General features: G+C 71.0%; 34 protein-coding genes and 1 tRNA gene. 20 read left to right on the forward strand and 15 right to left on the reverse strand.

Features of this window, described 5'->3' with window-relative positions; translation table 11 throughout:
- Positions 1-74 precede the first annotated feature (74 nt).
- Positions 75-638 (reverse strand): hypothetical protein, encoded by a 564-nt coding sequence (locus DP107_RS12650; RefSeq protein WP_144262517.1) that lies wholly within the window; start codon positions 636-638, stop codon positions 75-77.
- 115 nt (positions 639-753) lie between these two features.
- Between DP107_RS12650 and DP107_RS12655 the strand changes: the two genes are divergently transcribed.
- On the forward strand, positions 754-1,275 hold the full coding sequence (locus DP107_RS12655) for a DUF5797 family protein (RefSeq protein WP_144262518.1): 522 nt from the start codon (positions 754-756) through the stop codon (positions 1,273-1,275).
- Between the two features lie 64 nt (positions 1,276-1,339).
- On the opposite strand, the gene DP107_RS12660 is transcribed toward DP107_RS12655, so the two are convergent.
- Both DP107_RS12660 and DP107_RS12665 read right to left on the reverse strand, forming a co-directional pair.
- Positions 1,340-2,461 carry a DUF5787 family protein gene (locus DP107_RS12660; RefSeq protein ID WP_144262519.1) on the reverse strand — a complete coding sequence of 374 codons (1,122 nt, stop codon included), beginning with the start codon at positions 2,459-2,461 and terminating at the stop codon, positions 1,340-1,342.
- 49 nt (positions 2,462-2,510) lie between these two features.
- Complete coding sequence (locus DP107_RS12665; RefSeq protein ID WP_144262520.1) at positions 2,511-2,990, reverse strand: bis(5'-nucleosyl)-tetraphosphatase; 480 nt, start codon at positions 2,988-2,990, stop codon at positions 2,511-2,513.
- A 191-nt stretch (positions 2,991-3,181) separates the two neighbouring features.
- Between DP107_RS12665 and DP107_RS12670 the strand changes: the two genes are divergently transcribed.
- The 5 genes from DP107_RS12670 (at position 3,182) to DP107_RS21690 (ending at position 5,967) form a co-directional block, all read left to right on the forward strand.
- Entirely contained in the window at positions 3,182-3,508 is a 327-nt protein-coding gene (locus tag DP107_RS12670) for a transcription factor S (RefSeq protein WP_144262521.1), read from the forward strand.
- A gap of 220 nt (positions 3,509-3,728) precedes the next feature.
- Complete coding sequence (cysE, locus tag DP107_RS12675) at positions 3,729-4,334, forward strand: serine O-acetyltransferase (protein ID WP_144262522.1); 606 nt, start codon at positions 3,729-3,731, stop codon at positions 4,332-4,334.
- A 628-nt stretch (positions 4,335-4,962) separates the two neighbouring features.
- On the forward strand, positions 4,963-5,340 hold the full coding sequence (locus DP107_RS12685) for a winged helix-turn-helix domain-containing protein (RefSeq protein ID WP_144262523.1): 378 nt from the start codon (positions 4,963-4,965) through the stop codon (positions 5,338-5,340).
- A gap of 2 nt (positions 5,341-5,342) precedes the next feature.
- Positions 5,343-5,615 (forward strand): DUF7521 family protein, encoded by a 273-nt coding sequence (locus DP107_RS12690; protein ID WP_144262524.1) that lies wholly within the window; start codon positions 5,343-5,345, stop codon positions 5,613-5,615.
- Positions 5,616-5,724: 109 nt separating this feature from the next.
- Positions 5,725-5,967, forward strand: coding sequence for a DUF7521 family protein (locus tag DP107_RS21690; RefSeq protein ID WP_449405196.1), 243 nt, complete (start codon positions 5,725-5,727; stop codon positions 5,965-5,967).
- On the opposite strand, the gene DP107_RS12695 is transcribed toward DP107_RS21690, so the two are convergent.
- Both DP107_RS12695 and DP107_RS20520 read right to left on the reverse strand, forming a co-directional pair.
- Positions 5,910-6,554: a DNA-3-methyladenine glycosylase family protein gene (locus tag DP107_RS12695; protein ID WP_144262525.1), complete on the reverse strand. Its 645-nt coding sequence runs from the start codon at positions 6,552-6,554 to the stop codon at positions 5,910-5,912. The genes DP107_RS21690 and DP107_RS12695 overlap by 58 nt on opposite strands.
- Positions 6,555-6,838: 284 nt before the next feature.
- Positions 6,839-7,057: a putative ATP-dependent zinc protease gene (locus DP107_RS20520; protein WP_202877407.1), complete on the reverse strand. Its 219-nt coding sequence runs from the start codon at positions 7,055-7,057 to the stop codon at positions 6,839-6,841.
- Positions 7,058-7,149: 92 nt separating this feature from the next.
- Between DP107_RS20520 and DP107_RS12705 the strand changes: the two genes are divergently transcribed.
- Positions 7,150-8,217: a succinylglutamate desuccinylase/aspartoacylase family protein gene (locus DP107_RS12705; RefSeq protein WP_144262526.1), complete on the forward strand. Its 1,068-nt coding sequence runs from the start codon at positions 7,150-7,152 to the stop codon at positions 8,215-8,217.
- A 33-nt stretch (positions 8,218-8,250) separates the two neighbouring features.
- Here DP107_RS12705 and DP107_RS12710 read toward each other — a convergent pair whose 3' ends face one another.
- The gene (locus tag DP107_RS12710) at positions 8,251-8,508 is read right to left on the reverse strand and encodes a hypothetical protein (protein WP_144262527.1); all 258 of its coding nucleotides are present in this window, start codon (positions 8,506-8,508) and stop codon (positions 8,251-8,253) included.
- A 53-nt stretch (positions 8,509-8,561) separates the two neighbouring features.
- On the opposite strand from DP107_RS12710, the gene DP107_RS12715 reads away from it, so the two are divergent.
- The 5 genes from DP107_RS12715 (at position 8,562) to DP107_RS12735 (ending at position 12,402) form a co-directional block, all read left to right on the forward strand.
- Positions 8,562-9,626: a M20/M25/M40 family metallo-hydrolase gene (locus tag DP107_RS12715; RefSeq protein WP_144262528.1), complete on the forward strand. Its 1,065-nt coding sequence runs from the start codon at positions 8,562-8,564 to the stop codon at positions 9,624-9,626.
- 80 nt (positions 9,627-9,706) lie between these two features.
- The gene (locus DP107_RS12720) at positions 9,707-9,895 is read left to right on the forward strand and encodes an LSM domain-containing protein (protein WP_144262529.1); all 189 of its coding nucleotides are present in this window, start codon (positions 9,707-9,709) and stop codon (positions 9,893-9,895) included.
- Positions 9,892-10,068 carry a 50S ribosomal protein L37e gene (locus DP107_RS12725; protein ID WP_144262530.1) on the forward strand — a complete coding sequence of 59 codons (177 nt, stop codon included), beginning with the start codon at positions 9,892-9,894 and terminating at the stop codon, positions 10,066-10,068. Before DP107_RS12720 ends, DP107_RS12725 begins: the two co-directional genes overlap by 4 nt.
- A 242-nt stretch (positions 10,069-10,310) precedes the next feature.
- Positions 10,311-11,786 (forward strand): amidophosphoribosyltransferase, encoded by a 1,476-nt coding sequence (gene purF, locus DP107_RS12730; protein WP_144262531.1) that lies wholly within the window; start codon positions 10,311-10,313, stop codon positions 11,784-11,786.
- 76 nt (positions 11,787-11,862) lie between these two features.
- Positions 11,863-12,402: a hypothetical protein gene (locus DP107_RS12735; RefSeq protein WP_144262532.1), complete on the forward strand. Its 540-nt coding sequence runs from the start codon at positions 11,863-11,865 to the stop codon at positions 12,400-12,402.
- Positions 12,403-12,423: 21 nt separating this feature from the next.
- On the opposite strand, the gene DP107_RS12740 is transcribed toward DP107_RS12735, so the two are convergent.
- Together DP107_RS12740 and DP107_RS12745 are read right to left on the reverse strand one after the other, a co-directional pair.
- Positions 12,424-12,678: a hypothetical protein gene (locus DP107_RS12740; protein WP_144262533.1), complete on the reverse strand. Its 255-nt coding sequence runs from the start codon at positions 12,676-12,678 to the stop codon at positions 12,424-12,426.
- Positions 12,679-12,721: 43 nt separating this feature from the next.
- Positions 12,722-13,306: a DUF420 domain-containing protein gene (locus DP107_RS12745; protein ID WP_144262534.1), complete on the reverse strand. Its 585-nt coding sequence runs from the start codon at positions 13,304-13,306 to the stop codon at positions 12,722-12,724.
- 136 nt (positions 13,307-13,442) lie between these two features.
- Between DP107_RS12745 and DP107_RS12750 the strand changes: the two genes are divergently transcribed.
- On the forward strand, positions 13,443-13,586 hold the full coding sequence (locus DP107_RS12750; RefSeq protein WP_144262535.1) for a rubrerythrin-like domain-containing protein: 144 nt from the start codon (positions 13,443-13,445) through the stop codon (positions 13,584-13,586).
- Between the two features lie 249 nt (positions 13,587-13,835).
- Entirely contained in the window at positions 13,836-15,740 is a 1,905-nt protein-coding gene (locus DP107_RS12755; RefSeq protein ID WP_144262536.1) for a beta-CASP ribonuclease aCPSF1, read from the forward strand.
- A 175-nt stretch (positions 15,741-15,915) separates the two neighbouring features.
- On the opposite strand, the gene DP107_RS12760 is transcribed toward DP107_RS12755, so the two are convergent.
- Positions 15,916-16,000: transfer RNA gene (locus tag DP107_RS12760), tRNA-Leu, on the reverse strand.
- Positions 16,001-16,163: 163 nt separating this feature from the next.
- On the opposite strand from DP107_RS12760, the gene DP107_RS12765 reads away from it, so the two are divergent.
- The 3 genes from DP107_RS12765 to DP107_RS12775 all read left to right on the forward strand — a co-directional run bounded on the left by DP107_RS12765 (position 16,164) and on the right by DP107_RS12775 (position 19,214).
- The gene (locus DP107_RS12765) at positions 16,164-16,670 is read left to right on the forward strand and encodes a helix-turn-helix domain-containing protein (RefSeq protein ID WP_144262537.1); all 507 of its coding nucleotides are present in this window, start codon (positions 16,164-16,166) and stop codon (positions 16,668-16,670) included.
- A gap of 192 nt (positions 16,671-16,862) precedes the next feature.
- Positions 16,863-17,339, forward strand: coding sequence for a hypothetical protein (locus DP107_RS12770; RefSeq protein WP_144262538.1), 477 nt, complete (start codon positions 16,863-16,865; stop codon positions 17,337-17,339).
- 159 nt (positions 17,340-17,498) lie between these two features.
- Entirely contained in the window at positions 17,499-19,214 is a 1,716-nt protein-coding gene (locus tag DP107_RS12775; protein ID WP_144262539.1) for a glutamate--tRNA ligase, read from the forward strand.
- Between the two features lie 140 nt (positions 19,215-19,354).
- Here DP107_RS12775 and DP107_RS12780 read toward each other — a convergent pair whose 3' ends face one another.
- Entirely contained in the window at positions 19,355-19,591 is a 237-nt protein-coding gene (locus tag DP107_RS12780) for a DUF5816 domain-containing protein (RefSeq protein ID WP_144262612.1), read from the reverse strand.
- Positions 19,592-19,736: 145 nt separating this feature from the next.
- On the opposite strand from DP107_RS12780, the gene DP107_RS12785 reads away from it, so the two are divergent.
- Positions 19,737-21,125: a bifunctional metallophosphatase/5'-nucleotidase gene (locus tag DP107_RS12785; protein WP_144262540.1), complete on the forward strand. Its 1,389-nt coding sequence runs from the start codon at positions 19,737-19,739 to the stop codon at positions 21,123-21,125.
- 76 nt (positions 21,126-21,201) lie between these two features.
- Entirely contained in the window at positions 21,202-21,606 is a 405-nt protein-coding gene (locus DP107_RS12790) for a universal stress protein (protein WP_144262541.1), read from the forward strand.
- A 1-nt stretch (position 21,607) separates the two neighbouring features.
- Here the strand turns inward: DP107_RS12790 and DP107_RS12795 are convergent, their stop codons facing one another.
- Positions 21,608-22,675 (reverse strand): mechanosensitive ion channel family protein, encoded by a 1,068-nt coding sequence (locus DP107_RS12795; RefSeq protein WP_144262542.1) that lies wholly within the window; start codon positions 22,673-22,675, stop codon positions 21,608-21,610.
- Between the two features lie 301 nt (positions 22,676-22,976).
- Between DP107_RS12795 and DP107_RS12800 the strand changes: the two genes are divergently transcribed.
- Positions 22,977-23,573: a hypothetical protein gene (locus tag DP107_RS12800; RefSeq protein WP_144262543.1), complete on the forward strand. Its 597-nt coding sequence runs from the start codon at positions 22,977-22,979 to the stop codon at positions 23,571-23,573.
- 1 nt (position 23,574) lies between these two features.
- Here the strand turns inward: DP107_RS12800 and DP107_RS12805 are convergent, their stop codons facing one another.
- From DP107_RS12805 to DP107_RS12820, 4 genes are all read right to left on the reverse strand, one after another.
- The gene (locus DP107_RS12805) at positions 23,575-23,967 is read right to left on the reverse strand and encodes a hypothetical protein (protein WP_144262544.1); all 393 of its coding nucleotides are present in this window, start codon (positions 23,965-23,967) and stop codon (positions 23,575-23,577) included.
- On the reverse strand, positions 23,960-24,172 hold the full coding sequence (locus DP107_RS12810) for a hypothetical protein (protein ID WP_144262545.1): 213 nt from the start codon (positions 24,170-24,172) through the stop codon (positions 23,960-23,962). The genes DP107_RS12805 and DP107_RS12810 overlap by 8 nt, the downstream gene beginning before the upstream one ends.
- A gap of 80 nt (positions 24,173-24,252) precedes the next feature.
- Positions 24,253-25,089: a methyltransferase domain-containing protein gene (locus DP107_RS12815; protein ID WP_144262546.1), complete on the reverse strand. Its 837-nt coding sequence runs from the start codon at positions 25,087-25,089 to the stop codon at positions 24,253-24,255.
- Positions 25,086-25,508 (reverse strand): nascent polypeptide-associated complex protein, encoded by a 423-nt coding sequence (locus DP107_RS12820; RefSeq protein WP_144262547.1) that lies wholly within the window; start codon positions 25,506-25,508, stop codon positions 25,086-25,088. Before DP107_RS12820 ends, DP107_RS12815 begins: the two co-directional genes overlap by 4 nt.
- Positions 25,509-25,725 lie beyond the last annotated feature (217 nt).

Below are 25,725 nucleotides of genomic sequence, written 5' to 3' on the forward strand. Positions count from 1 at the left end.
ACCGGCGCGGCGCCCGGTATTCAATGCCGCGATGCGCGATCCGACGGCCGCGTCGACCCGGGGGGCGGCCCCGGTCAGGGGCAGTCCGCATCGGCCATCGACGCCCGCGCGGGCCCCTGGTCGACGGACCGGGTCGCGCCCGTCGACACCCGGACGAGGGCCCCTCGCCCGCCGTACCCGTGTGCCTGGTCGTGTCCCCGGACGACCACGCAGTCGACGTCCGCCGGGACCGCGACCGTCCCCGAGCGCGTGAACTCGCGGGTGCCGTGCGCGTGAGCGAGGTCGCGCCGTCCCAACCGCTCGCCGTCGCGCGTCTCGACCTGCCACCAGTTCGCGTAGCCGTCCTCGCCGTCGTCGTGGTGGAGCGTCACGTCGAGGCGGTACTCGCTATCGGATCGTGCCGGGACCGAGACCTCGGTCACGTTCGCCTCCCGGAGGTCCAGTTCACCCACAGTGGTCCCCGCCGGGGACCCGTCCAACGTGGTGGCGGTGTCGTCCGCGCCGCTGCCGGTGCTGTCCCCGCCGGCGTCCTGGGCGCCGTTATCACCCCCGCCATCGGTCGAGCAGCCGGCCAGCGCGACACAGCCGCCGGTGATGACCCCCCGGAGTCCTCCCGATGTCACCTCGCGCCGGTTCATGTCCCGACGTGGTCCGCACCCGCGGAAAACCCGTCGCCGCTCGTGCGTCGTGGGCACACCGCCTGGTCGGCCGCGACCCGCAACCGTAACAAGTGACCCGCCGAACGGTTGCTCGATGACCGAGGCGGACCTGACCGACGAGGAGCGCGAGCGGCTGGGCGACGTGGTCGCGCTCCAGCCGACCAAGAACGCCGAACTCGCGGACCGCTGGGGGGTGGACGGTGGGAGCGAGGTCCACTCCTATCTGGAGACCCACCTGGGAGAGTACTACTTCCGCGACGAGAACAGCCTCATCCGGGCCACGCCCGAGGCGGCGGCGGTGGCCGGCGTCGCCCCCGGCATCTCCGACGCCGAGGACGGCAGCCGGACCGTCCGGGTCCCGGACCTCCAGTACCACGTCCTGCGGGTCCTCGCGGACCACGACGAGGACCCCCAGAGCGTCGTGAGCGTTCTCCACGACGTGCGCGACCTCGGCGAGAGCCCCGACCCCGACAACGACGCGGTGCGCGAGGCGCTCCGCTCGCTGGCGAACAAGGGCGTCGTCGAGAAGGTGAAGCTCACCGTCCCGACCTACCGGCTCGCGACGCCGCGGGCGGACCTCACCGTCGAGCGACTCGACGGCCGAGATACCTCGTAAATTGACCCATTATCGGTCCATCCGATAGGTTGTGCGTGGAAAGCGCGTATAACTCTCGAAACGGCTACTCCCGGCGTCTCTCACGCTGCCGTTCCAGTAACCGCATCGCACCCCTTCCCGGGCCGCCGTCGATGGGCCACTCGCCCGCGCGCCAGGCCGGCGGTTCGGGTTCGAACTCCGGGCACGACCCCGCGCACTCGCGGGCGGTGACGCAGCGACCCTTCGCCGCGCAGGCCGGGAGCGGCGCCTCGGCGTCGGCGACCCGGAAGTGCCGACAGTCCGTGCGGACGTGGTCGGCGTAGCCGCGCCAGCCGCGCTCGTAGGCTCGCTCGGCGATCTCGCGGCGCTTGCTGGCCTTCCACGCGGCGTCGACGTACTCGAACCGGGCGGCCGAGCGGTCGTGCGTCCCGCCGTCGGGCCGTTCGAGGATGCGGGTCCCGGGGGTGTCGACGGCCAGCGACCGGGGGTGCCACACCGGCTCGACGTCCAGCCCTGCGGGGCCGTCCCCCTCGCGGACGGCGAGGATGCCGGCCTCAACCGGGAGCCGTTCCAGCAGCGCGGGCTCGACGCCGTCGGCCCCGTCGGTCGCGCGGGTGGCGACCCAGACCTCGTCGGCGAGCCCGAGGGCCACGTCGCGTTCGAGCTGGTCGCCGAGCACCCGCGCCGCGCTCGCGTCGAGGTCCGGCTTGTTCTCGATGGCGACGACGCGTTCGACCCACTCGGGGTACCGCCAGCGGCGCCGGAACTCGATGCGGTTCCCCCGCTTGCGCGTCTCGACGAGGTCGCGGTCGGCGGCCGTGTGGACGGCCTCGCGGACGTACTGCCACGGGTAGCCCGGGTCCGGCAGAGCGTCGCGGTACCAGGCCCACTCCGGGGGCGCGTGCCGGACGACGTGTAGCAGGTCCGAATCGAGCGCCCGCTCGCCGAACACCGCCCGCTCGGCCAGCTTCGCCCGGTCGCACTCCAGCACGAGCGTGTCCCACCGGCGGTCCTGGACCCCCAGCTGGCGGGCCACGACGGCCACCCGGTCGTCGGGCAGTGACCCGCCGTGAGACGAGCGAGAATCGCGATTCCCGCCGGAGCCGGGCTCCGGCGGCCAACACGCCTCGACCCATCGACAGACCCGGAGCTCGAAGGCGAACTCGCGGTCCGGGAGGGGCCAACCGCCGACTGCGGCGTCGGTCACGGGCGCCTTGATGCGGGCGGACGGCTAAACGGTTCCGTCGGCACGCGGGTCAGGTCGCCTCCGATTCCCCGCCCTCGCCCTCGGCCTCGGCGACCTCCTCGGCGTCCGCCCCGAGCACCTCGTCGAGGTGGGCGTGGGCGTCCCGGAGGATGTCCCGGGGCCCCTCCTGGGTGATGGTGTTGATGGCCTGCTCGTAGTCGCGCCACTGCAGGTCGCGGTGCTCCTTCGAGAGTTCGGCGGACGCCTCGAACGACTTCGCGATGAACAGGTGGACCGTCTTGTGGATGGTGTTGCCGTTCGCCTCGAAGACGTAGTCGTAGTCCTTGCGGAAGCCATCGATGAGCCGGAAGTCCTCGATTCCGGCCTCCTCCTGCACCTCGCGGATCGCCGTCTGCTGGAGTTCCTCCTCCCCCTCCACGCCGCCCTTGGGGAACTCCCAGTCGCCGGGGCGGGATTTGAGGAGCAGGTACTCGCGACAGCCACGGGTGTCACGAAACAGGATGGCTCCCGCACTCGTGGCCTCTATCATTACCGCCGGATAGATGACCATGCATTAAATCGGTGTCGGAGGCACGGGTGAGGGCCGGACGAGGCGCCCGAGCGTGGACGAGCCGCGGAATCCGCCCCACGGGAACCGCGGAACCGGCCCCGGTTGCATCCCCACCACGGCCGCCGCCGGACCGGTGCGTTTAGGGACGATAGTCAGCTAACGGGGGTATAATGGAGTTCTGCGACGAGTGCGGCTCGATGATGCACACGGAGGGTTCGGAGTGGGAATGCAGCTCCTGTGGCGCCACGAAACCACGGGACAGTGCCGAGGAGGCCGCGATGACGACGACCCAGGGACAGGACATGGACAGCGGTCCCGTCGACATGTCGGAGGTCGATGACGAGGAGATCGGCCCCACGACGAAGGTCCGGTGCCCGGAGTGTGGTCACGACCGGGCCCGCTACGAGATGAAGCAGATCCGCGCCGCCGACGAGTCCGAGACGCGGTTTTTCACCTGTACGGACTGCGACCACAAGTGGCGCGAGGACGACCACTGACCGCGCCTGCCGGCGACACGTTTTAGCCGCTGGGTCGCTCACCGTTAGATACCAATGGACAGCACGCGCCCCCCGCGTCGGCCCCGCAGCGTCCACCAGCCTGTCGTCCGCGCGGCCGCGTGCTGCTGTCGTTGAGCCACCTCCTCCCCTCGACGGCTGCACCCCGGCCGTCGCGTCGTCGGACGCCCCGTCTCCTGACACCACCTCGGACCCACCCCACATGCTAGACCACCTTCGCGAGGACATCCGCACCGCCCGGACGACCGACCCAGCCGCCACCAGCACCGCCCAGGTACTGCTGTACCCCGGCCTCCATGCGGTCTGGTGCCATCGGCTCGCACACGCGCTCCACGGCCGAGGGCACGCCCTGGCCGCCCGGGTGTTTTCCCAGCTGGTCCGGCTGTTCACCGGCGTGGAGATCCACCCCGGCGCCGAGGTCGGCCGGCGGTTCTTCATCGACCACGGGATGGGCGTCGTCGTCGGCGAGACGGCGGTCATCGGCGACGACGTAACCTGCTACCACGGCGTGACCCTCGGCGGCGACTCCCCCCGACGGGAGAAGCGCCACCCGACGGTGGAGGACGGCGTAACGCTGGGGGCGAACGCGACGCTCATCGGCCCGATCACGGTCGGCGAGGAGGCGACCGTCGGTGCCGGTGCCGTCGTCACCGAGGACGTGCCGGCCGGCGCTACCGTCGCCGGCAACCCCGCACGCCGTGTCGATACGGACGGATCCGACCCGGAGGTGGCCGGGGGGACCCCGGTCGAAGAGGACCTCGCGGGCGTCTGTGGGCCGGACTGCCCGGGCGCCGAACCGGCCGACTGAGTCGCCCGGTCAGCGGCAGCAGCCGAACGGGTAGATCGGCGCGACTCGGTCACCGCCGCCGAGCGTCGTGTCGGAGCCGTCGAGATACTCGTTGAACGTCCGTTGATGGCCACGCGGACGTGTGGACGGGTCCGCTCGCCCTCCGGGCTCTTCGTCCGGTCACCCGGGAGCTCCTCCCCCTCGGTCCACCCGTCAGTGCTCGCCTCGGCCCCCGTCTCGGCCACCAGCATCCCGTCCAGCGCCGGACGTTCGTCCAAGAGGGTACCGAGGAACGCCCGCAGCGTGTCTCCCTCGAACGTGAACTCGAACCGGTGGTCGCCGGGTTCGCGCCGGACGTGGCCGGTCGTCTTCAGGTCGACCGTGGTCAGCGGCTCGGCGGTCCCTTTCGTCGTCGTGCCCGCACCGCCGCCTCCGTGCGGGGCCACCTGAACCCGCGTCCGAGGACGTCCGGGGCGCGACGGACGTCCGGTCCAAGGGGTCGACGGCTCGACGCGGCACGGGAATCGGAGCTCCGTGGCGGCTCCGGCACCGCTGCGTCCGTTCGCAGTGCTGTCATCGAGGACCCGGGGCAGCGCCGGGCGACATCAGGTTCGCGAGGGTTTTGAACCCGGACGGGGAAGCCCGGTCCATGGCGCGCGACCCGCGTTCGGAGCCGGACGCTCCGTCGCTGGACGAGGTCCTCGCGGCGCTGGATGACGCGGACTGCCGGGCGATCATTCGGGCGCTCGACGAGCCCCTCTCGGCCGGGGAGGTGTCGGACCGGTGCGATATCCCCTCCTCGACGGCCTACCGGAAACTGGACCTACTGACGGAGGCGGACCTGCTGACGGAGGCGACCGAGGTCCGGCCGGACGGCCACCACACGACCCTCTACGACGTCGACTTCGAGCGGGTCATCATCGCGCTCGAGGACGGCCACGAACTCGACGTCGGCATCGACCGTCCGGCCCGGTCGGCGGACGAACGGCTGGCGGAGATGTGGCAGGAGGTTCGCAAGGAGACCTGACAATGGTACACGAGTTCGCGATCACGGCGGCGAAGACGGTAACGCTCGTCCTCGGAGGGCTCATCACCTACCTGACGGCGAAGGCGTATCGCCGGACGGGCGCCCCGTCGCTCCGGGCGCTCGCCATCGGCTTCGGCATCATCACCGTCGGCGGGGTCATAGCCGGCGTCGGCGACCTCACCGGGATGGCCGGCCTCCGGACGAACGTGTTCATCCAGAGCGCCGTGACGGCCGTCGGGTTCGCGGTCATCACGTATTCGCTCTACCAGGGCTGAATCGCCCGTTCCCAGCGGGCGGACTCGCCCCCGCGGCGCTTTTTAATACGTTCGGGCCCCGCGTATCGCTCCAGCAGCTCCGCCGTTGTGGGCAGGGGCCGTGGCGACCATGCTGCCCGGTGGCGCCATCACCACCGTCGTCGGCCGCGCGTACCGGCGTACTGACGGCTACTCGCTGCGCGCGCTGGCAGCCGAGTTCGGGTTCGTGACGCTCGTGGTGCTACTCGATGGTGCGCGCCACTGGACCGAACCCCCCAGGGGGCGGCCGTCACGACGGGTCGAACCGATGGGGGGTCACCCCTCCGCCGTCGGCACGTTCGGGGAGCCGTCCTCGTGGTGGTTCCAGAGGTAGAGCGACGCGTACGTCCGGTACGGCCGCCAGGGCTCGGCCTGTTCGCGCATTCTCACGCGCGAGAGGTCGCCGAACAGCGACTCCATCGCGCGCCGGATGCCGAGATCCTCGACCGGGAACACGTCCTTGCGACCGAGCACGAACATGACGAACATCTTGCCGGTCCAGTCGCCGACGCCGCGGATGTCCGTCAGCTCCGCGACGACGGCCGCGTCGTCCATGCCGACGAACCGCTCCCGGTCGAGCCGCCCCTCCTTCGCGGCCGTCGCGGCGTGCCGGACGTAGTCGACCTTCTGCCGGGAGAGGCCGACCTCGTGGAGCGCGTCCTCGTCCGCCGCAAGTAGACCCGCGGGCGTCAGCTCGAACCGGTCGAACAGCCGTTCCCGGATGGTCGCCGCCGCCGCTGAGGAGAGCTGCTGGTTGACCAGGGAGACGACGAGGCGCTCGAACGGGTCGCCCGCCGGGTCGAGTTCCAGTCGGCCGTGTCGCTCGACTAGCGGGGCGAGACGCCCGTCCCGAGCCAGATGCGCGTGCGGGTCCCGCGGCTCCGCGGGTGTCGTGCCGGTGTCGTCGGCGTCGGGGGCCATCGACTCCGACTGCGGGTCGTCGGCACATAGGGGTCCCGCTCGTGGCGAACAGGCGGCGTGAACGACCCCCGGACCGGACGCCGCACTGGTCGAACCGGGCGTGGAGTGGCGTTCTCCCCACCCGGGCCAGCGGTCCGGGGGCTGCTCGTCAGGCCATACGCGCCCTGGCCGCGGCTCCGCATTTGAGGATACGTGCGGTCCCGACGGCCCGAAATGGATTCCGGATGTCGAGAGATCAGCTATCCGAGCGGCAAACCGCGGGCGAAACGACGAACTCCGAGCTGTTACTCCTCGGTCTCTCCCTCCGCGTCGGTATCCGCGCGGCGGCGCACGTCGACCTGGCGGTGTTCGAGGGCGTCGCGCCCGAGGAGCATCGAGTAGTCCATGTGCGAGCGGTCCTCGACACTGGCGGCGACGGTGTGCTGGGTGCCGCCGACGCCGACGACCACGTCGACCACCGGGCGCGACCGGCCGGACCTGACGCTCCCGGACCTGATCTTCACGATGTCCTGACGGGGCCGGTCCCGACGTCGGCCGCCAGCCGGGCGTCGATGCTGGCGCGGGGGCTTTTGTAGTTGCGCCCCCCCGTGGACGCATGGCCGACGACGCGCCGGACGCCCCGCCCGACCTGCCGACCCCCGACGACGATCCGGAGCCGTTCGCCTACGACGGCGGCCGGGTCGACCCCGGGGAGACGGCGAACGTCCGCTACGGCGTCAGCGAGACCTACCTCGGCGATGCCGTCCGAGTGCCGGTCACCATCGTCAACGGCGAGCGCGCCGGGCCGACGGTCTTCCTCTCGGCCGCCGCTCACGGCGACGAACTGAACGGCATCGAGGTGGTCAGGGAGGTGGCCCACGAGTGGGACCACTCCGACCTCGCAGGGACGCTGGTCTGCCTCCCCGTTCTCAACGTCCCGGCGTTCCTCGCCCAGCAGCGCTACCTCCCCATCTACGACCGCGACCTGAACCGGTCGTTCCCGGGCGACCCGGACGGGACCTCGGCGAGACGCATCGCCCACAACATCCACCGGAACTTCCTGGTCCCCTGCGACCTGGGCATCGACTTCCACACCTCGACGCGGGGCCGGACCAACACGCTCCACGTCCGCGCGGACATGGACCACGAGCGGGTGGCCCGCGTCGCGCGGGCGTTCGCCTCGCACGTCATCATCGCCGGCGAGGGCCCGGGCGGGACGCTCCGGCGCGAGGCTACCGCCGCCGGCGTCCCGACCATCACGGTCGAGATGGGAGAGGCCCACCGGTTCCAGCGCGACCTCATCGACCGGGCACTGGACGGGACGCGCTCGGTGCTGGCCGAGTTCGGCCTGCGGCAGGAGTCCGCCGTCGCCTGGCCGGGCTGGCGGACCGTCGTCGACGGGAGTGAGGAGAAGACATGGCTCCGCGCCGACGCCGGCGGGCTCGTCGAGATGCTCCACGACCGGGGCTCGCTCGTCCGCGAGGGCGAGCCCGTCTGCACCATCACCAACCCGTTCAAGACCGAGGTGGAGACGGTCACGGCGCCGTTCACCGGACTGCTGGTCGGTGTCCTGGAGAACCCGCTTGTCCACCCTGGGAACCCCCTGTGCAACCTCGTCCGGCTCGGCGAGCGGACCCAGCGCGCCATCGAGCGCGAGGGTGAACGGGCCTCGGGGTCCGGGTAGCGCCCGGGCGGCGCGTGGTCGCCGCGCCCGTGGTCAGTCGTGGCGGCCGGTGTCGAACTCCTCGTCGTCACCATCGCCCAGTACCCGCGTCTTCACGAGGTACGCGACGACCGCGAGGAGAACGAGGCCGACGAGCGCGGCCAGGACGGCCGCCTTCGAGCCGCCGCCTCCGGACGGCGCCGTCGTCTCCTCGGCCGCCTCGAACGCGACGTCGTCGTCCTCGTCGACCGGTTCCCCGGGCATGAACGGGGGGTCCTCCACATGGATCTCGAGGAACGTGATGTCGACCATGCCGGGCGTGCGCCCGCGGGGGGTATAAGCGGTTGGGGGTCGCGTCAACACGTATGGACGAGGACCGCCGAGTGCTGTTCGAGGAGCTGTTGACAACCCCGGCCCCGTCCGGGCACGAGACGGCCGTCCAGCGGCGCTGGCTCGACGCGGTCGAACCACACGCCGACGAGACGCGGGTCGACGCCTACGGCAACGCCATCGCCGTCGCGGAGGGCGACCCGGAGACGGAGACGACCGTCGCGGTGACGGGGCACGCCGACGAGATCGGTTTCACCGTCCGGGGGGTCACGGGCGAGGGGTTCCTGGAGCTGGCGCGTCTCGGGGGCTCTGACCGGACCGTCTCTCGCGGCCAGCACGTCACCGTCCACACGGACGACGGCCCCGTGTCCGGCGTCGTCGGGCAGACGGCCATCCATCTCCGTGACGGCGACGCGGAGGGGGTGCCCGACATCGCCGAGCAGTTCGTCGACGTCGGCGCGGCCGACGAGGAACGGGCGCGCGAACTCGTCTCCATCGGCGACCCGATGACGGTCGCCGCGGCGCCCCGGGAGCTCGACGGCTCGCTGCTCGCGGCCCGGAACGTCGACAACCGGGCGGGCGTCTGGGTCGCCGCCGAGGCGTTCCGCCGCGCGGTCGGCCGGGCGGATGCCACCGTCGTCGCGGTGTCGACGGTCCAGGAGGAGGTCGGGTTCCGGGGCGCCCGGATGGTCGGCTGGGACCTCGATGTCGACGCGGTACTGACGGTCGACGTGACCCACGCCACCGACTCGCCGGGCGTCCCGAGCGAGGCGACCACCGGTGTCGCGCTGGGCGACGGTCCCGTTCTCCACCGGGGGACGACCGACCACCCGAACGTGGTCGCCGCGGCGCGGGAGGTGGCCGCGGACGCCGACATCGACTGCCAGCTCGCGGCCGCACCCTCGGGGACGGGGACGGACGCGGACGAGTTCTCGGTCGGGGGCGGTGGGACGCCGACGCTCTCGGTCGGGGTGCCGAACCGCTACATGCATACGCCGGTCGAGACGGTAGCCCTGGCGGACCTGGAGGCGACGGCCGAACTCACGGCCGCGTTCGCCGTCCGCGCGGAGGCGTTCGCGCCGTTCGGCGTCGAACTGTGACGCCGTGACCGCCGGACGGAAGGCGAACGTTCGGGCCGGCTGTCGGTGCGTTTATACCGCCGGCGGGTGGGTTTCGGTTCATGCCAGGACGACCGCTCGACGTGCTCGAAGAGACGCTCGGAGACGAAGTGACCGTCCATCTGAAGGGCGGCGAGGTCTACGACGGCGTCCTCGAGGGGTACGACCAGCACATGAACCTCGTCCTGGGGGGCGAGAACACAACGATTATCCGCGGCGATAACGTCGTTTCGATTCAGCCAGAACCATGACTGGAGCCGGTACGCCCTCTCAGGGCAAGAAGAACAAGACGACCCACGTGAACTGTCGCCGCTGCGGCGAGAAGTCCTACCACAAGCGGAAGAAGGTCTGTGCCTCCTGTGGCTTCGGCAAGTCCGCCAAGCGGCGCGACTACGCCTGGCAGGAGAAGAGCGGCGACCACTGACCGGCCGACGCGACCGACATTCCCGAGTTCTGCCGGTTTCGATGCGAACAGCAACTGCGCCGGCTCCCGGCCTCTCCGGCTGGTCGCCCCGGTTCGAAGCGGCGACCCCCCGACCGGGACCCTGCTGGAACCGGACGAACGGTCGGACACACCACTCGGCCCCCCGAACCCGGTGACAGCCGTGTCACCTGAAACGACCCAGTTGCGAATCTTTTTCCCGGTTCGACCGCTCTCATCGCGTAATGACAGGCCGGGACCACCGGGACCTGGGCGGGCCGACGGAGAAATGCGGCGTCGTCGGGGTATCCCTCGACGAACGGGCCGCCGCGCGGCCACTCTACTACGCGTTGTATGCGCTCCAGCACCGCGGTCAGGAGTCCGCTGGCATCGTCACGCACGACGGGTTCCAGCAGCACTCCCACGTCGAGATGGGGCTCGTCGGGGACGCCTTCGGCGAGGACGATCTCGACCAGCTGAACGGCCCAGTCGGCATCGGCCACGTTCGCTATCCGACGGCGGGGAGCGTGAACGCCTGCTGTGCGCAGCCGTTCTCCGTCTCGTTCAAGTCCGGCTCGCTCGGGCTCAGCCACAACGGTAACCTCGTCAACGCCGACGAGATCCGCGACGAGCTCGCCGGGCTGGGCCACGCGTTCACCTCCGACGGGGACACGGAGGTCATCGCCCACGACCTCGCGCGCAACCTGCTGGAGGAGGACCTCGTCCGCGCCGTCAAGCGGACGATGAGCCGCATCCACGGCTCCTACTCGCTCACCATCATGCACGACGACACGGTGCTTGGCGTGCGCGACCCGGAGGGGAACCGCCCGCTCTGCATCGGCGAGGTGGACGACGGCTACCTGCTGGCCTCGGAGTCGGCGGCCATCGACGTGCTCGACGGGGAGCTGGTCCGGGACGTGGAGCCGGGCGAGCTGGTCATCCTCAGGCCTGACGGCGAGGGGTTCGACGCCTACCAGCTGTTCGACCGGGAGAACAGCGCGCACTGCTTCTTCGAGCACGTCTACTTCGCGCGCCCGGACTCGACCATCGACGACCAGCTCGTCTACGACGTCCGCCGGGACCTGGGGCGTGCGCTCTGGGCGGAGAGCGGCGTCGACACGGACGTCGTGATGCCCGTGCCGGACTCGGGGCGCGCGTTCGCCTCGGGCTACGCTGACGCTGCGGGCGAGGACGGTGCCGACGTCGAGTTCGCGGAGGGGCTGATGAAGAACCGCTACGTCGGCCGGACGTTCATCATGCCGACGCAGGACGCCCGCGAGCGGGCCGTCCGGCTGAAGCTCAACCCGATCAAGGACATCGTCCAGGACCGCACGGTCACCCTCATCGACGACTCCATCGTCCGGGGGACCACCTCAACCCAGCTCGTGCAGCTGATGCGCGACGTGGGCGCCGAGGCGGTCCACGTCCGTATCGGCGCGCCGCCCATCGTCGCCCCGTGCTACATGGGCATCGACATGGCCTCGCGCGAGGAGCTCATCGCGGCCGACCGCACGACCGAGGAGATCGGTGAGGAGATCAGCGCGGACTCGCTGGAGTACCTCTCCATCGAGTCCGTCGCGGGCGCGCTGGACCAGTCCCGCGCGGACCTCTGCCTGGGCTGTGTCACCGGGGAGTACCCCTACGACATCGACGGCGAGACGACCGACCGCGACGTGGAGCGCCCGACCATCGGTAGCGAGCCCGCGGCTGCCGACGACTGACCCAATCGCTGGCAACCTAAACCGTCCTCTGGTAGCAGGCGGTAGCTACTTCCCCGTATGGCGCCTCCATCCGTGTATGAGCCGGAACGATTCGGCGGTCGACGCGGTGTTCGCGGTCCAGCGTAGTGCCATCCAGCGGACCCACGAAGCGGTCGTGGCGGGTGTAGAGTTCCAGCGCGACGTGAGCCGCGAGTTCGGTACCGACCTCGAGCTCGCGCGGGACCTGAACGAGTTCGAGGGCGACCTCGTCACGAGCGGTGCTGACGCGGTCTTCGGCAACCTGGCAGAGGCGACCGGCGACACCCAGGGTCTGGCCGAGGCCTTCGAGTCCGTCCGTGACAGCATCGTCGAGCTGGAGGAGAACGAAACCGAGGTCATCGCCGACGCCATCGACAGCCTGGAGAACGGCCTGCAGGACGGCTCGGATTCGGTTGAGGACGCGCTCGCGGATCTACTCGACGGGCTGGACGACACGACCGAGCGCCTGCTCGAGACCAACGAGGAGCTCAACGAGGAGGCCGCCGACGCGCTCGAGGACCTCCGCGACAACGTCGAGGAGCTGCAGGAGCAGGCCGAGGACGCCGCCGACGACCTGGCCGACGAGGACGTCGCGTAACGACGACTCCGCGTTCCCCGGCTACTCCCCGGACAGCCGCCGGTACTCCTGGCGGAGGGGGTCGACGAGCGTCGGTAGCAGGACGAACGCGACCCCGAGCGCGACCAGTGCCAGCCAGTACGGCCGGGTGCGTTCGGTGACGCCCTGGGGCAGCAACGCGAACGTCCCGACCAGGAGGGCCGAGACGGTCGCGAGTTCACCCAGCCCTCGGACCACGACCCGCGGCTCCTCGCGGAACTGCTCGCGGAGTTCCGCGAGTTCCGTGCCGATGCCCATACGCCCGTTCCGCCGCGGCCGGACTTAACGCCGACGGGTGTGCTCAGTACACCACGTACAGCAGCGCGTAGACGACCACTCCCAGTGAGAAGGAGACGAGCCACAGCGAGGCGGCCGCGCGCCCGACGCGGGGATGGAGCGAGCCGTAGATGTCGGCCGTCGGCCGAGTGGCGGCGACGAGCAGCACGTAGTACAGCAGCGGCACGCAGACGATGGCCAGCAGGACGTGGATTCCCAGGACCGGGAGGTAGACGAACCGCTCGACGGCCGCGGGGCCGGGGAACGGGGTCGGACCGAGCAGCGCGACCCGGTAGAGGTAGAGGACGAGGAAGAGGGCGAACAGGCCGAAGCTGGTCGTCATGAGGCGGGCGTGACGCCGGACGTTCCCCCGACGGATGGCCCGCCAGCCGGCGACGATGGTGCCGATGGCGACGAGACTGACGACCGCGTTCACCGGCGGGATGGCGTCGAGCACTGCCTCCGGCGCGCGCGGCAACAGGCCAGAGGGGAAGACACCCAGCGCCGCGGCGAACACCAGCGCCAGCGAGACGACGGTCAGCAGCGCCGTCGCCTCGGGCACCCGCTCCCGGAGGTCCAGCGGCGCGCCCCCCGGCTTCGACGTTGTCATACCATCCGCTACGGACCGGGGACGTATTGAACTTGTACGAACGCGGTCAGCACCCTCGTTCGATGTCGGATATCGACGGTTCCACACGGTGTGTGACAACATTTAACATGAAAGGGTCGCAACTCCGCGTAGACGGATGACGCACACCGACCCTCATCACGCGGACGACCCCATCTACGAGTGCATGGACTGCGGGAACCGGCCGTCCGACATCGACGGGCGGCTCTGCTCGGACTGCGGGGGCTACCTGACGAACCTCGGGATGGCACGCGACCGGTAATCGGGGAACCGAACCCGTTCGTGGCCGATTTCGATTCTATCGGCCCCCTTTCCACGATATGCGACTGTTAAATCGGAAACGAGGGTTTACCTCCCCTCGCCCGACCGCCGAGTGAGGCTCGCTGCTCGCCCCGAGCCGGCCCGATGACACAACCATTATCAATGCCGACCGCACACACGGGAGTATCGCCCACCTCGAGGGCGTCAGTTCTCCGACCCTCTCAGACGGCCTCGATACGGCGGACTTCCCATGCACGACCGGACCCGTAGTGAGTACCGCACGCAGTTGAGCCAGGAGCTGCCCGACGCCGCCGAGGTCACGGATCTCCGCTTCGAGGGGCCGGACCTGGTGGTCTACACCAGCACGCCCGAGGTCTTCGCCGAGGACGACCGCCTCATCGGTCGGCTCGCGAGCAGTCTCCAGAAACGCCTGACCGTCCGGCCGACCGCCGACGCACGGAGCAGCCGCTCCGAGGCCCACGCGGCCATCGAGGACATCCTCCCCGACGACGCCGGTATCCGCGACATCGAGTTCCACCCCGAGACCGGCGAGGTCATCATCGAGGCCGAGAAGCCCGGCCTCGTCATCGGCCGGGGGGGCCGGACCAAACGCCGGGTCGCCGCCGAGACGGGCTGGACCGTCGAAGTCGTCCGGACGCCGCCGATGGAGTCCGAGACCGTCTCCAACGTCCGGAACTTCCTCAAGCAGGAGCGCGGCGACCGCCGCTCGTTCCTCGAGCGGGTCGGCGAGTCCATCCACAGCGGCCCCGCGGACCCGGAGTGGGTCCGGGTCTCGACGCTGGGCTGCTGTCGCGAGGTCGGCCGCGCCAGCTTCGTCCTCAGCACGGGCAACACCCGCGTCCTCGTCGACTGCGGGGACAAGCCCGGCGCCGAGGGCGAGGTACCCTATCTCCAGGCGCCCGAGGCGATGCCACTGACGGATATCGACGCGGTCGTCCTGACCCACGCACACCTCGATCACTCGGCCCTGCTGCCCATCCTGTTCAAATACGGCTACGACGGGCCCATCTACCTGACCGAGCCGACCCGCGACCTGATGGGCCTGCTCCAGCTGGACTACCTCGACGTGGCCTCCAAGGAGGGGCGCACCCCGCCGTACGACTCCTCGATGGTCCGGCAGGCGCTCAAGCACACCATCCCCGTCGAGTACGGGAACGTGACCGACATCGCGCCGGACGTGAAGCTCACGCTGCGCAACGCCGGCCACATCCTCGGCAGCGCGTCGGCGCACTTCCACGTCGGCGAGGGGTATCATAACGTCGTCTTCTCCGGCGACGTCCACTACACGGACACCCGGCTGTTCAACGGCGCCGACAACGACTTCCCCCGCTCGGAGACGCTCGTCATGGAGTCGACGTACGGCCGGCGTGGCGACCACTCCACGGACCAGGCCGACGCCGAACGCACCCTCGTCGACACCGTCCGGGAGACCGTCAGAAACGACGGGACCGTCGTCATCCCGGCGTTCGCGGTGGGCCGCTCGCAGGAGCTCATGCTGGTGCTGGCCGACGCGATGCGGACCGGCGAGCTCCCGACCGTCCCGGTCTACCTCGACGGGATGATCCGGGAGGCGACCGCCATCCACACCGCCTATCCCGAGTACCTCCGCGACGGGCTCCGCGAGCGCATCCTCTACGAGGACGAGAACCCGTTCCTCGCCGAGCAGTTCGAGCATATCGACGGGGGGTCCGAACAGCGCGAGGCGATCGCGAGCGGCGAGCCCGCCATCGTCCTCTCCACGTCCGGGATGGTCACCGGCGGGCCCATCTTCTTCTGGCTGGACGTGCTCGCCGACGATCCGGCGAACACGCTCGTCTTCGTCGGCTATCAGGCCGAGGGGACACTGGGGCGGCGCATCCAGCAGGGACGGCGCGAGGTGTCCCTCCCGCGCTGGGACGGCGGGCGCTCCCGCGTCACCCTGCAGCTCGGGGTCGAGGACGTCAGTGGCTTCTCCGGTCACGCCGACCGCGGCGGCCTGATGGACTACGTCCGCACGATGAGTGACCGACCCGACCGGGTGCTCTGTGTCCACGGCGACGAGACGGCGACGAACCAGTTCTCCTCGGCGCTGTACGACGAGTTCGGGATGGCGACCTACCAGCCGCGCAACCTGGAGACGTTCCGCTGCGACTGAGGCCACGCCTCACCACCGTCCGCGTCCGCCGACCCCAGCGACGGCCCCGGCCCGGCGCTCAACGATGTGGACGTGGCTGCGGCTGTCCGGGAGTCGTCGGACGGAGTTTTGCGTGGGTGCCGTCCCTGAGGGATGGCACCCGCACTGCGCTGGGCCTACGGCCCAGGTCTGGCAGTGCGTGGGACCGGATTTGAACCGGCGGACCCCTACGGGACAGCGCCCTCAACGCTGCGCCGTTGGCCTGGCTTGGCTACCCACGCACACCTTGCGTGCCGAGCCATCCGGATGGATGGTGGATTTGCTCATAGGGTTTTCGTTCCGCTGCCGGGGCGCGGGTGCGTCACAGGGTCACGACGAGCGGCCGAGCGGGGGCGAACGGCGGCGAACGCGGATTTGAAGTGGCTGGCTGTGCTCCGTAGCGGCATGGCGAAGTACTCGACCGGGGGGCAGAGCGGGGGTGCCAGCGACAGCTGCGAGCTGTGCGGCGCCGAGGACCGCGAGCTCCGGACGGCGACGGTCGCGGGCGCGCGCCTCGAGGTCTGTGGCGGGTGCGCCCAGCACGGCGACGACGACGGCGGCCACGGCGGGGGCGACGACGGCGACGAGGAGCGCGAGCGGCGCCGTCGCGCGGCCCGGAACACCGCCAAGCTCAACGACGCCCGGTCGGGGAACTCCGAACGCTGGGAGCAGGAGGGGACCGATTACGACGACGACCCGCTCCCGTACCTCGTGCGGGGGTACGGCGACCGGCTGGAGGAGGCCCGGCAGGAGGCCGGCCTCCAGACCACGGAGCTGGCCGGCGAGCTGGGCGTCGACGAGGCCGACGTGCTCGCGGTCGAGCAGGGCCGCGCCACCCGCGCCGGCATCGGCGGCTCCCTCATCACCGCCCTTGAGGAGCGACTCAACGTCGAGCTGGCCGAGGAGGCGTAGAGGGCTCTGGCTCTCCTGCGCGACTGGGTCCCTCGGCGGACGGCTCGGCGACGGGCTCAGGGTTCGCTCGTGCCGGCCCCCCACGTTTCTCCGCTCCCGACGGCGGGTGGCCGGTTTCGGTCCGCATCCGTCGGAACGCCCGGCCCGTAGCGGGAGAGCTTTGTCCGCTCCGCCCCGAGTTCCCGGCCGAGCATGACCGACGTTCCCGAGTCGCTGCGGCGGTCGTTCATCGAGTCGGACGCCTCACCCGACGGCAAGTGGTGGGTCAACCTCCCGGCGGGCCTCTCGCTCGGCGACCAGGGTGACCATCACGTCGTCGACGCGGTCTGTCTCACGGGGCGCGAGCAGGAGCTCCCGGAGGTCTACACCGCCCACCCGGGCACCGAGTACGTCAACCCGGAGGGGCAGCCGGAGGTGACGAAGGCCGACCTGTTCCGCACCCTTCGCGGTCGGGACACGTTCGCCGAGGAGACCGTCCGGCTGGTCGCGTTCGACCCCGGTGGCGCCCGCGTGGGCACGGTCGGGGACCTGCTCGCGGCCCGGGAGCTGGTCCGGGCTGACTGGCCCGACTGGGAGGTCGAGGGGCTGGTCTACGTCAGCGACGAGGACCGCGCCCACGTCACCCGGGCCGCGAGCGACCTGGACGTGCGCGTCGTCCGGGTGTCGTAGCGGGCGAACACGCGGCGTGTCGGCTCGGGTGGAACGTCACGCCCGGCGGACTGGAAGCGCGAGCGCGCGAGGGCTCCCGAGGTCGGAACGTCCCCGGCCGGGGCTCGCTATCCCACGCGATCCACACCCGTTTTGACCCCCACCCGCCAACCCCATGGCATGGACGAGGACCTTCGCGAGCGGGTCGAACGCGAGGCCGAGACGGCCGCCCTCTTCAACGCGCTCAAACACGGCAGCGACGCGCAGGTGGGCGCCATCATGGGCCCGCTGATGGGGGAGAACCCGGAGTTCCGCGAACACGGCGACGAGATACCGGGCGTGATCGCGCCGGTCTGCGAGCGGGTCAACGACCTCGCCGACGAGGCCAAGCGCGACCGGCTCGCCGAAGTCGACCCCGACGCGGTCGCCGAACTGGAGGCCGAGGCCGAGGCGGAGGAGCAGCTCCTCCCCGACCTCCCCGATGTTGCGGACCACGAGGAGGTGCGGATGCGGCTCGCGCCGAACCCGAACGGGCCGTGGCACCTCGGCAACGCCCGGATGCCCGCGGTCATCGGAACGTACAAATCGATGTACGACGGCTGGATGCTCTGCCGGTTCGACGACACGGACCCGGAGACGAAGCGCCCGGACCTCGACGCCTACGACGGCATCATCGACGCCATCGACTACCTCGGGTTCGAGCCGGACGAGGTGGTCCGGGCGAGCGACCGCGTGGAGACCTACTACGAGCACGCCCGCGACCTCATCGACGCGGGGGGCGCCTACGCCTGCACCTGCTCGCAGGAGCAGTTCTCGGAGCTGAAGGCCGACGCCGAGCCCTGCCCACATCGGGGTCAGGACGCCGACGAGACCCACGCCGAGTTCGACCGGATGGTCGCCGGCGAGTACGAGTCGGGGGAGATGGTGCTCCGGGTCCGGACGGATATCGAGCAGAAGAACCCGGCGCTGCGCGACTGGGTCGCGTTCCGGATGGTCGACACGCCGCACCCTCGCGAGGCGGCCGCGGAGTACCGCTGCTGGCCGATGCTCGACTTCCAGTCCGCCATCGACGACCACCTGTTCGACATCACCCACATCATCCGCGGCATCGACCTGCAGGACTCGGCCAAGCGCCAGGGGTTCCTCTACGACTACTTCGGCTGGGAGTACCCCGAGGTCACCCACTGGGGCCGCATCGAGGTCGACGAGTACGACGTGCCCCTCTCCACGTCCAGCATCAAGGAGCGCATCGCCGAGGGCGAGCTGGACGGCTGGGACGACCCCCGCGCGCCGACGCTCGCCTCGCTGGAGCGCCGGGGCGTTCGTGGCGGCGCCGTCGTGGCCGCGATGACGGAGCTCGGCGTCTCCACCTCCAGTGCGGACCTCTCGATGTCCGCGATCTACAGCGCCAACCGCGAGCGCGTCGACGAGGGGACCGACCGCGCGTTCCTGGTCCGGGACGGCGAGCGCCTGCCCGTCGACGGCGGCCCCGACGCCGGCCACCCGCCGGTCCACCCCGAACACGAGGACCGCGGCCGCCGCGACGTCCCCCTGGACGACGCCGTCCTGCTGGAGCCCGGTGACGTCCCCGCCGAGGGCGACCGCGTCTGGCTGAAGGGCTGGGGTCCCGTCCGCAACGAGGACGGCCGCCTCGTCCACACGGACGAGGGTATCGAGGTCGTCCGCGAGGAGGGCGTCGACGTGGTCCACTGGGTCGACGCCGACGAGAACGTCCCCGTGACGATGCGGACGATGGACGGCGACGTGTCCGGGCGCGCGGAGCCCGGGGTCGGCGACTACGGGGTCGACGACCTGCTCCAGTTCGAGCGGGTCGGCTTCGTCCGCCTGGACGACGTCGTGGGCGACGAACTGACGACCTACTTCACGCACGCGTAGACGCGACCCGCGGTTCCTGGGCCCCTCGTGCAGGCTACGATCACGTACGAGGCTGCCCGGTTACATACGGAATAACTGCCGGGATACGGATGTTTCGGACTACTGCGGGGAGTATGGCGGAAGGAGACGGCGTTACCGGACTACTCGTGTGCGGCGTCCCACTCGTCGGGTTTCTTGTAGTTCGAACACTGGTTGCACTGGACCCGGCCCATCGAGTCCATCGCGTTGTCGAACGTCTCGCAGTTGGTGCAGTAGTAGCCCCAGCGGTCCCCGCGGGCGGGGGAGGCGTACGCGACTAGGAACGGGCCCTTCTGTCCCTTCTCGGCCTCGTCGTAGGCGACGTACAGCGGTCCCTCCGGGCCCTGGCGAGCCTCCAGCCGGTCGTCGGCCGGTTCGAGGTCGGCGGTCGCGTCGCCGTCGACATCGGTCATACCCCGCGTAGCGGAGTCCGGGATTAAAACCTTCCCACGGGTCACGGGGAAGCCGAAGCGGTCATGACCGTCCGGCGACTCCGTCCGGGTGATGAGCGGTCCTCGGCTCCTCCACTACTCCGATATCGAGAACGTGTACGACGCGCCGGAGCGCGTCGGGCGGCTGGCGGGCACGCTTCGCGAGCGCCGCGCCGCGAACGGTGGCGGCGACGCGTTGGTCTGTGGGACCGGCGACAACGTTGCGCCCGGGGTGCTCGCGCTGTCGACGCGTGGCGAACAGGCGCTCTCGTTCTTCGAGGCCGTCGGGGCGGACGTCGAGACGTTCGGCAACCACGACTTCGATTTCGGCCCCGAGCGGACGCGGGAGCTGGTGGCCCGCTCCCCGCAGCAGTGGGTGACCGCCAACGTCCGCGAGGACGGGGCACGGTTCGCGGCCGACCACACCGTCCCATGGACGGTCCGGGAGGCCGCCGGCGCGAGCGTTGGCTTCGTCGGCATCACCAGCGCGCTCACCGCCTCCATCAACCCGGAGGCGGAGGGGCTGGGCTTCACCGACCCCGTCGTGGCGGCCCGCGAGGCGATCGCCGACCTGCAGGCGGCGCGGGCCCCCGACTACGTGGTCGCGCTCTCGCATCTGGGCCGGGACGACGAGCGGGTCGCCGTCGAGACCGATGCCGACGTCGTGCTGGGCGGGCATCTCCACGCCGAGACCGTCGAGCGGTTCGACGGGACGATACTCACCCGTCCCGGCGCGAACGGCGAGGTCTGCTTCGAGGTGCTGCCCGCGACCGGTGAGGTCCGCCGGCACGCGGCCGCGGACGGCCGCATGGACACCGCCCTCGCCGACGAACTCCGCGAACGGATGGCCGCGGCCGGGCTCGACGACGTCGTCGGCCATGCCGCCGACCCGGTCGAGCGGACGGAGGGCGACTGCTTCCACGGGGAGTCGCGTATCGGCAACTTCGTCGCCGACGCCTACCTCTGGGCCGCCCGCGAGGGGGGCGTCGGGGCGGACGTGGCGCTCCAGAACAGCGGCGGCGTGCGGTCGGGCCCGCCGCTCGCGGGCGACGTGACCGTCGGCGACCTGGTGAGCGTCATCCCGTTCGAGGAGCCGGCGGTCGTCGTCGAACTGGACGGGACGGCCCTCCGCGCGGTGCTCGCGGAGTCCGGCGGCTCCGACGTCGGCTTCGGCGCCCCGGCGTGGTGGCACGGCCACGTCGCCGGCGCGACGCTCACCTACGACTACCGCGGCCACGAGCTGGTTGAGGTCACCGTCGGCGGCGAGCCGGTCGCCACGGACCGGACCTACCGGCTGGTGACGGCCGCCTACCTGCTACACACGGACGACGAGTTCCCCACGCTGACCGGGCTGGAGCCGGTCGCGACGCTCGACACCCAGCACCAGCTGCTGGTCGACTACGCCCGTGCGAACGGCATCGCGCCGGCCGTCGAGGGGCGCATCGAGCGGCGGGGCCTGTGACCCCGCCGCCCATGACCCCCGCTGTGCGGACGTCGAACGGAAAGGTTCACCCCGCGTCGGTCCTCGGGGGTGGATAATGACGCAGGTCGTGGTCCCGGTCAGGTATCCGCTGACGGCCCACTCGAAGGGGACGCTCGCCCGTGCCCGCGAGGTCGCCGCGGAGCACGACGCCGGGCTGACCGTCCTGCACGTCAACCTGTACCAGGAGGGGGACCACGCGACCCGAGCCGACCTGAAACGCGCCGTCGAGCGGGCGTTCGGGCCGATCGACGCCACCTACGTCGTTCGGTCGGGGTTCCTCGTCGAGGAGACTATCCTCGAGGAGGTGGCCGCCGAGCGGGCCGACTACGTCGTCATCGGGCAGAAGCAGGCCGGGCGCTGGCGGCGGATGCTCCGGAGCCTCATCGACGACCCCGATATCGAGACCTACCTCCGCGAGAAGCTGGACTGCACCGTCATCACCGCGAACGCGACCGACTGACTCAGTCCGATCCGCGATCCTCGTCCGGTATCCGGTCCAGTTCCTCGGGCGGACGCTCCATGGTCCCCTCCGGCAGGTCGCCGTCGCCCGTCGCCCGACTCGCCGCGGGGTCGGCGCCCCCCGGGCCGCCGTCGCGACCGTCGACCGACCGCATGGCCACCTGCATCTCCCCGCTCGTGTCGTCGAAGAAGAGGTGCGAGTGCGGGTAGGCGATCTCGACGTCGGCGTCCGCCAGCCGCTCCCAGACGGCGGTCTGCACCCGGGACCGGAGCGTGAGCAACTTGTACGGCTCCGACGCCCAGTAGCGCAGCCGCAGGTTGACGCCGTGGTCCGCGAAGGAGTCGATGTAGCAGGTCGGTTTGGCCGGGTAGCGCGCGCCGCCGATGCGGATGTCCGGCCCGCCCTCGATGACGTTCTCGGTCCGCTGTGCCGCCTGCTCGATGAGCTCCCGGGCCTCGGCGATGTCGGACTCGTAGGTGACCAGCACGTCCAGCGACAGTCGGGTCCGGGAGTCCTCGGCGGAGAAGTTCACCACGTCCCGCTCCCGGATGTTCCCGTTCGGGATGATGAGGAAGGTGTTGTCCAGGGTGAACACCTTCGTGTACCGGAGCGTGACGTCCTCGACGAAGGCGTAGACATCCGCCTGGGGGAGGTGGATCATATCGCCGATCTCGTACGGCTGCTCGCTGAGCACGAACAGCCCGTTGATGACGCTCCCGATGATGGGGGCGAGGACGAAGCCGGCCACGGCGGAGAAGACGGTCACCGAGAGCGCCAGGTTCCCGATGGGAACCTGCAGGACCCGGAGCGCGAGGACGATGCCGACCAGCACGACCCCGACCTGGATGCCCCGGAGCGCTGTCCGGGTGAGCGAGGGACGACGGAACCGGCGAGCGATGCGCCGGCCGAGCACCTGCTGGACGAACGTCGAGGCGTAGTAGAAGACGGCGAGGGCGGCCAGCGCGAGCAGCAGCCGGGCCAGGGGCTCCGGGAACCACGGCGGGAGGAGCCCGAGCGTGCGGTCGATGGGCTGGTTGCCAGCCTGCAACAACCACGCCGGGCCCGTCATAGCCTGGGCGACACCGCCGCCGGGCAAGAGCGTTTCGACGCACGGGACGGTGACGGACCGACGGACGGCCGTGTTCAGCAGCCGGCACACGCCCGAGCCCCCCCGACGTGGACGCGGCGCTCCGGCTACTGGATGCCCTCGTCGTCGGCGGCGAGCTCGACACCGACACCGCGCCGCTGGAGAGGGTCGCCGCGGAGCTGCCCGACCGGATATCCATGTGAGATCGGGCGGGGCGGGCGACCCCGCTGCGGGCGGGTCCCCGCGTGCGTAGCCCTATATGTCGGGCGGCCGTTGTCGGGGTATGGGAACGGAGTCCCGCGTGGGGCCGCCGGCGCTCCCCCGCGACCGGCTCGACCGGGACGACTGGTCGCTGGTCGAGGACGAGGTCGAGACGCTGTTCAGCCTCCCGACCGCGCGGGTCGAGGGTCGGACACAGGTGTACGAGGACGCGGATCTCCGGGCCGCCGTCGAGGCGGCGACGGGGGTCGACCACATGTGGCGATTCTTCTTCGCGACACGGGTGTCGTTCACGCCGCCGCTGCCGACGGGTGTCGCGCCGCTCATCCGCTCACGCGTCGCCAGCGAGGCCCGCGGGGCGTTCGCCGATGACCTCGTCGACCGCGGGTTCGAGCGGGTCGCGAAGGGGGAGACGAACCGCGCCAGGGTCCGGTCCGGCGCCCGCGCCGAGTTCACCCCGTTCAAGACGACCTACACGCTCCCCGACGGCCGGACCCTGGAGTTCGAGGGGTTCCTCGCGGTCTGGTCGGACGACGGGTTCGTCATCTCGGGCGGGGCCTATCCGGCCGACCTCGACGCGACGCTCTCGACGGATACCGGTGCCGACGCCGACGACTACCGGAGCGAACTGCTGGAGCTGATTCGGTCGGTCGACGCCTGAGTCAGACGCCGACCGCCGAGAGCAGGAGGTGACGCGGCGAGACGGCGACGTGGTCGTAGCCCAGGTAGCCGAGCGGGCCGCTCGCGTCCGCCCCCAGCGTGGCCACCTCACGGGAGCCGACCCGGGCGACGGCGGTGAGGTCCGCGGCCGCCAGCGCGGCCGGCAGGGCCTGGCTCGCGTCGCCACTGCCGCCGGGCGTCGCGCGCAACACGTCCAGAACCGACCCGACCGACGGGAAGTCGACGAACACCCGATCGGTGTACGCCTCGACCGCCAGCCGGTGGCCGGCGACGTGGACGGTCAGGTCGGCGCTGACGTCGAGCCCCGGCGGGCCGGCACCGGCGCCGACCCGGTCGATGGTCTCGACCAGTGTCGGTATCGCGGAGTCACTCACGTTCGCGCGTCGTGATGCGGAGGGTCCCGTCCACGCGCCAGTGGGCGTGCTCGGCGTCCGGGCCCGCCTTGCTCGGGACCTCGACCTCCATGTCCTCGAACTCGTAGCTGATCTCTGCGCCGCGCCCGGTGAGGCGGTCGTACAGGCTGATCGCCAGTTCCGGCCACGTCGTCGTCTCGTCGATGTCGGTGGTAGCCTCGCTCATGGGACGTTCCCGTATTGGACCAGTGCCGTCTTATAATCAGGGGCCGGCACCGGCCTGGACGTCGTCCCCGCGTTGGCGGCTCAGGCGTCGGGGGTCGGCGCGTCCGGCCGCCGTGCGATGGTGATGAACCCGGTGTGGCCGACGGGCGCGGTGTCCGGCCGCGAGCCGCGGTCGCCGTAGACGAACTCGCGCTGGATGGTCTCGTGGGTCGTCACGTCGACCATCCCGGCCTCGCGTGCGGCGGTCGCGGCCTCGCGCGACCCCTCGACGAACGGGACGTACATCGCGAGATAGCCGCCGGAGACGAGCAGGTCCGTCGCCCGGGCCGCGACTGTCGGCGCGTCGGCGGTGTCGAGCGTGACGACGTCGAAGCCGCCGGCGGAGCCCAGTCGCTCGTCCTCGCCGCCCGCGAGGGCGTCGAGAGCCGCGGTCACGTCGCCCGTCCGCACCTCGACGGCGTCGGCCACGCCGGCCATCCGCATGTTCCGCCGCGCCACCTCGGCGAACTCCGGGTCCGTCTCGTAGGTCGTCACCCGCGCGCCCGCCCGGGCCAGATAGGCGGCCAGGACGCCGGTCCCGGTGCCCGCGTCGAGCACGCGGTCGCCGGTGCCGGCGCCCGTCTCGCCCAGTACCAGCCCGATATCCCGGGGAACCATGGGCGCGCCCGTCCGCTCGAAGTGGTGGAACAGATCGGGCCCCCGCAGCCGGCGGACGGTGAAGGGCGTCTCCAGATGGGTCTCCACGGTGTCGCCCGGCCGGACGTCGTCCGGGACCGTCAGCACGCCCAGGTCCGTCTCCAGGGTCTCGCCCGGACGGAGCAGGTACTCGCGGTTCTCGCGGACGAGCAGAACCGGCGCGCCTGACCCCTCGTCGCCGTCGCTCCCCGCCGCGCCGCCGGGGGCGTCGGCGTCGGTCACTCCAGGTGCTCGACGGCAGCGGCGAGGTCGCCGCCGGTCTCCTCCAGTGCCTCGCGGGCGGTGTCCTCGCTCGCGCCGGTCCGGGCCGCGACGATCTCGACGTCCGAGTCCGGTATGTCGGGGCTGCCGCCCGTCTCCGCCTCGGCGTCGGCCCCGCTCTCGCTCTCGCTCCCGTCGGACGCCCCGCTCCCGACCGCCGTGGCGCCCTCGCCGCGCGGCCGGGACTCCGGCGTGCCGACGACCTGGTAGGTGGCCTGGCCCTGCGCGTCCATCTTCTGGACCTCCGCGTCGGTGAAGACGAGATCCTCGTCGGGGGTCCGGATGACGACCTCCTCGGCGTCGATGTCCTCGAGGTCGATCCCCATCTGCTCCATCATCTGCTTCATCTTGCGGGGGTTCAGCCCGCCTCCTCCGAACATACCCGGGTGGAACACCGCTGCACTCAAAAACGTACTGTCGTCGGCCGCGCGCCCACCACCGGGGCGCCTCACGGCCGTGCCGCCGCCCCCGAACGGGTACATCCCGTACCCCCCTTCGGCACGGAGTTCCGCTACCACCACCGATAGCCGTGTCGCGGGGTGACAACCTCTGACCCCGGCCGGTAACACATGACACGTCTGTAATGAGTTTTCGAGC

This window comes from Haloglomus irregulare, assembly GCF_007421925.1.
Classification (GTDB): domain Archaea; phylum Halobacteriota; class Halobacteria; order Halobacteriales; family Haloarculaceae; genus Haloglomus; species Haloglomus irregulare.

Coding starts and splice junctions, on each gene's coding strand:
- DP107_RS12695 (WP_144262525.1), bottom strand. CDS start 6,554: ATGGCCCCCGACGCCGACGACACCGGCACGACACCCGCGGAGCCGCGG.
- DP107_RS12740 (WP_144262533.1), bottom strand. CDS start 12,678: ATGGGCATCGGCACGGAACTCGCGGAACTCCGCGAGCAGTTCCGCGAG.
- DP107_RS12810 (WP_144262545.1), bottom strand. CDS start 24,172: ATGAGCGAGGCTACCACCGACATCGACGAGACGACGACGTGGCCGGAA.
- DP107_RS12785 (WP_144262540.1), top strand. CDS start 19,737: ATGAGCGGTCCTCGGCTCCTCCACTACTCCGATATCGAGAACGTGTAC.
- cysE (WP_144262522.1), top strand. CDS start 3,729: ATGCTAGACCACCTTCGCGAGGACATCCGCACCGCCCGGACGACCGAC.
- DP107_RS12765 (WP_144262537.1), top strand. CDS start 16,164: ATGGCGAAGTACTCGACCGGGGGGCAGAGCGGGGGTGCCAGCGACAGC.
- DP107_RS12790 (WP_144262541.1), top strand. CDS start 21,202: ATGACGCAGGTCGTGGTCCCGGTCAGGTATCCGCTGACGGCCCACTCG.
- DP107_RS12770 (WP_144262538.1), top strand. CDS start 16,863: ATGACCGACGTTCCCGAGTCGCTGCGGCGGTCGTTCATCGAGTCGGAC.
- DP107_RS12705 (WP_144262526.1), top strand. CDS start 7,150: ATGGCCGACGACGCGCCGGACGCCCCGCCCGACCTGCCGACCCCCGAC.
- DP107_RS12795 (WP_144262542.1), bottom strand. CDS start 22,675: ATGACGGGCCCGGCGTGGTTGTTGCAGGCTGGCAACCAGCCCATCGAC.
- DP107_RS12650 (WP_144262517.1), bottom strand. CDS start 638: ATGAACCGGCGCGAGGTGACATCGGGAGGACTCCGGGGGGTCATCACC.
- purF (WP_144262531.1), top strand. CDS start 10,311: ATGACAGGCCGGGACCACCGGGACCTGGGCGGGCCGACGGAGAAATGC.
- DP107_RS12750 (WP_144262535.1), top strand. CDS start 13,443: ATGACGCACACCGACCCTCATCACGCGGACGACCCCATCTACGAGTGC.
- DP107_RS12755 (WP_144262536.1), top strand. CDS start 13,836: ATGCACGACCGGACCCGTAGTGAGTACCGCACGCAGTTGAGCCAGGAG.
- DP107_RS12725 (WP_144262530.1), top strand. CDS start 9,892: ATGACTGGAGCCGGTACGCCCTCTCAGGGCAAGAAGAACAAGACGACC.
- DP107_RS12735 (WP_144262532.1), top strand. CDS start 11,863: ATGAGCCGGAACGATTCGGCGGTCGACGCGGTGTTCGCGGTCCAGCGT.
- DP107_RS12720 (WP_144262529.1), top strand. CDS start 9,707: ATGCCAGGACGACCGCTCGACGTGCTCGAAGAGACGCTCGGAGACGAA.
- DP107_RS12715 (WP_144262528.1), top strand. CDS start 8,562: ATGGACGAGGACCGCCGAGTGCTGTTCGAGGAGCTGTTGACAACCCCG.
- DP107_RS12745 (WP_144262534.1), bottom strand. CDS start 13,306: ATGACAACGTCGAAGCCGGGGGGCGCGCCGCTGGACCTCCGGGAGCGG.
- DP107_RS12690 (WP_144262524.1), top strand. CDS start 5,343: ATGGTACACGAGTTCGCGATCACGGCGGCGAAGACGGTAACGCTCGTC.
- DP107_RS12655 (WP_144262518.1), top strand. CDS start 754: ATGACCGAGGCGGACCTGACCGACGAGGAGCGCGAGCGGCTGGGCGAC.
- DP107_RS12710 (WP_144262527.1), bottom strand. CDS start 8,508: ATGGTCGACATCACGTTCCTCGAGATCCATGTGGAGGACCCCCCGTTC.
- DP107_RS21690 (WP_449405196.1), top strand. CDS start 5,725: ATGCTGCCCGGTGGCGCCATCACCACCGTCGTCGGCCGCGCGTACCGG.
- DP107_RS12775 (WP_144262539.1), top strand. CDS start 17,499: ATGGACGAGGACCTTCGCGAGCGGGTCGAACGCGAGGCCGAGACGGCC.
- DP107_RS12800 (WP_144262543.1), top strand. CDS start 22,977: ATGGGAACGGAGTCCCGCGTGGGGCCGCCGGCGCTCCCCCGCGACCGG.
- DP107_RS12665 (WP_144262520.1), bottom strand. CDS start 2,990: ATGATAGAGGCCACGAGTGCGGGAGCCATCCTGTTTCGTGACACCCGT.
- DP107_RS12670 (WP_144262521.1), top strand. CDS start 3,182: ATGGAGTTCTGCGACGAGTGCGGCTCGATGATGCACACGGAGGGTTCG.
- DP107_RS12685 (WP_144262523.1), top strand. CDS start 4,963: ATGGCGCGCGACCCGCGTTCGGAGCCGGACGCTCCGTCGCTGGACGAG.
- DP107_RS12820 (WP_144262547.1), bottom strand. CDS start 25,508: ATGTTCGGAGGAGGCGGGCTGAACCCCCGCAAGATGAAGCAGATGATG.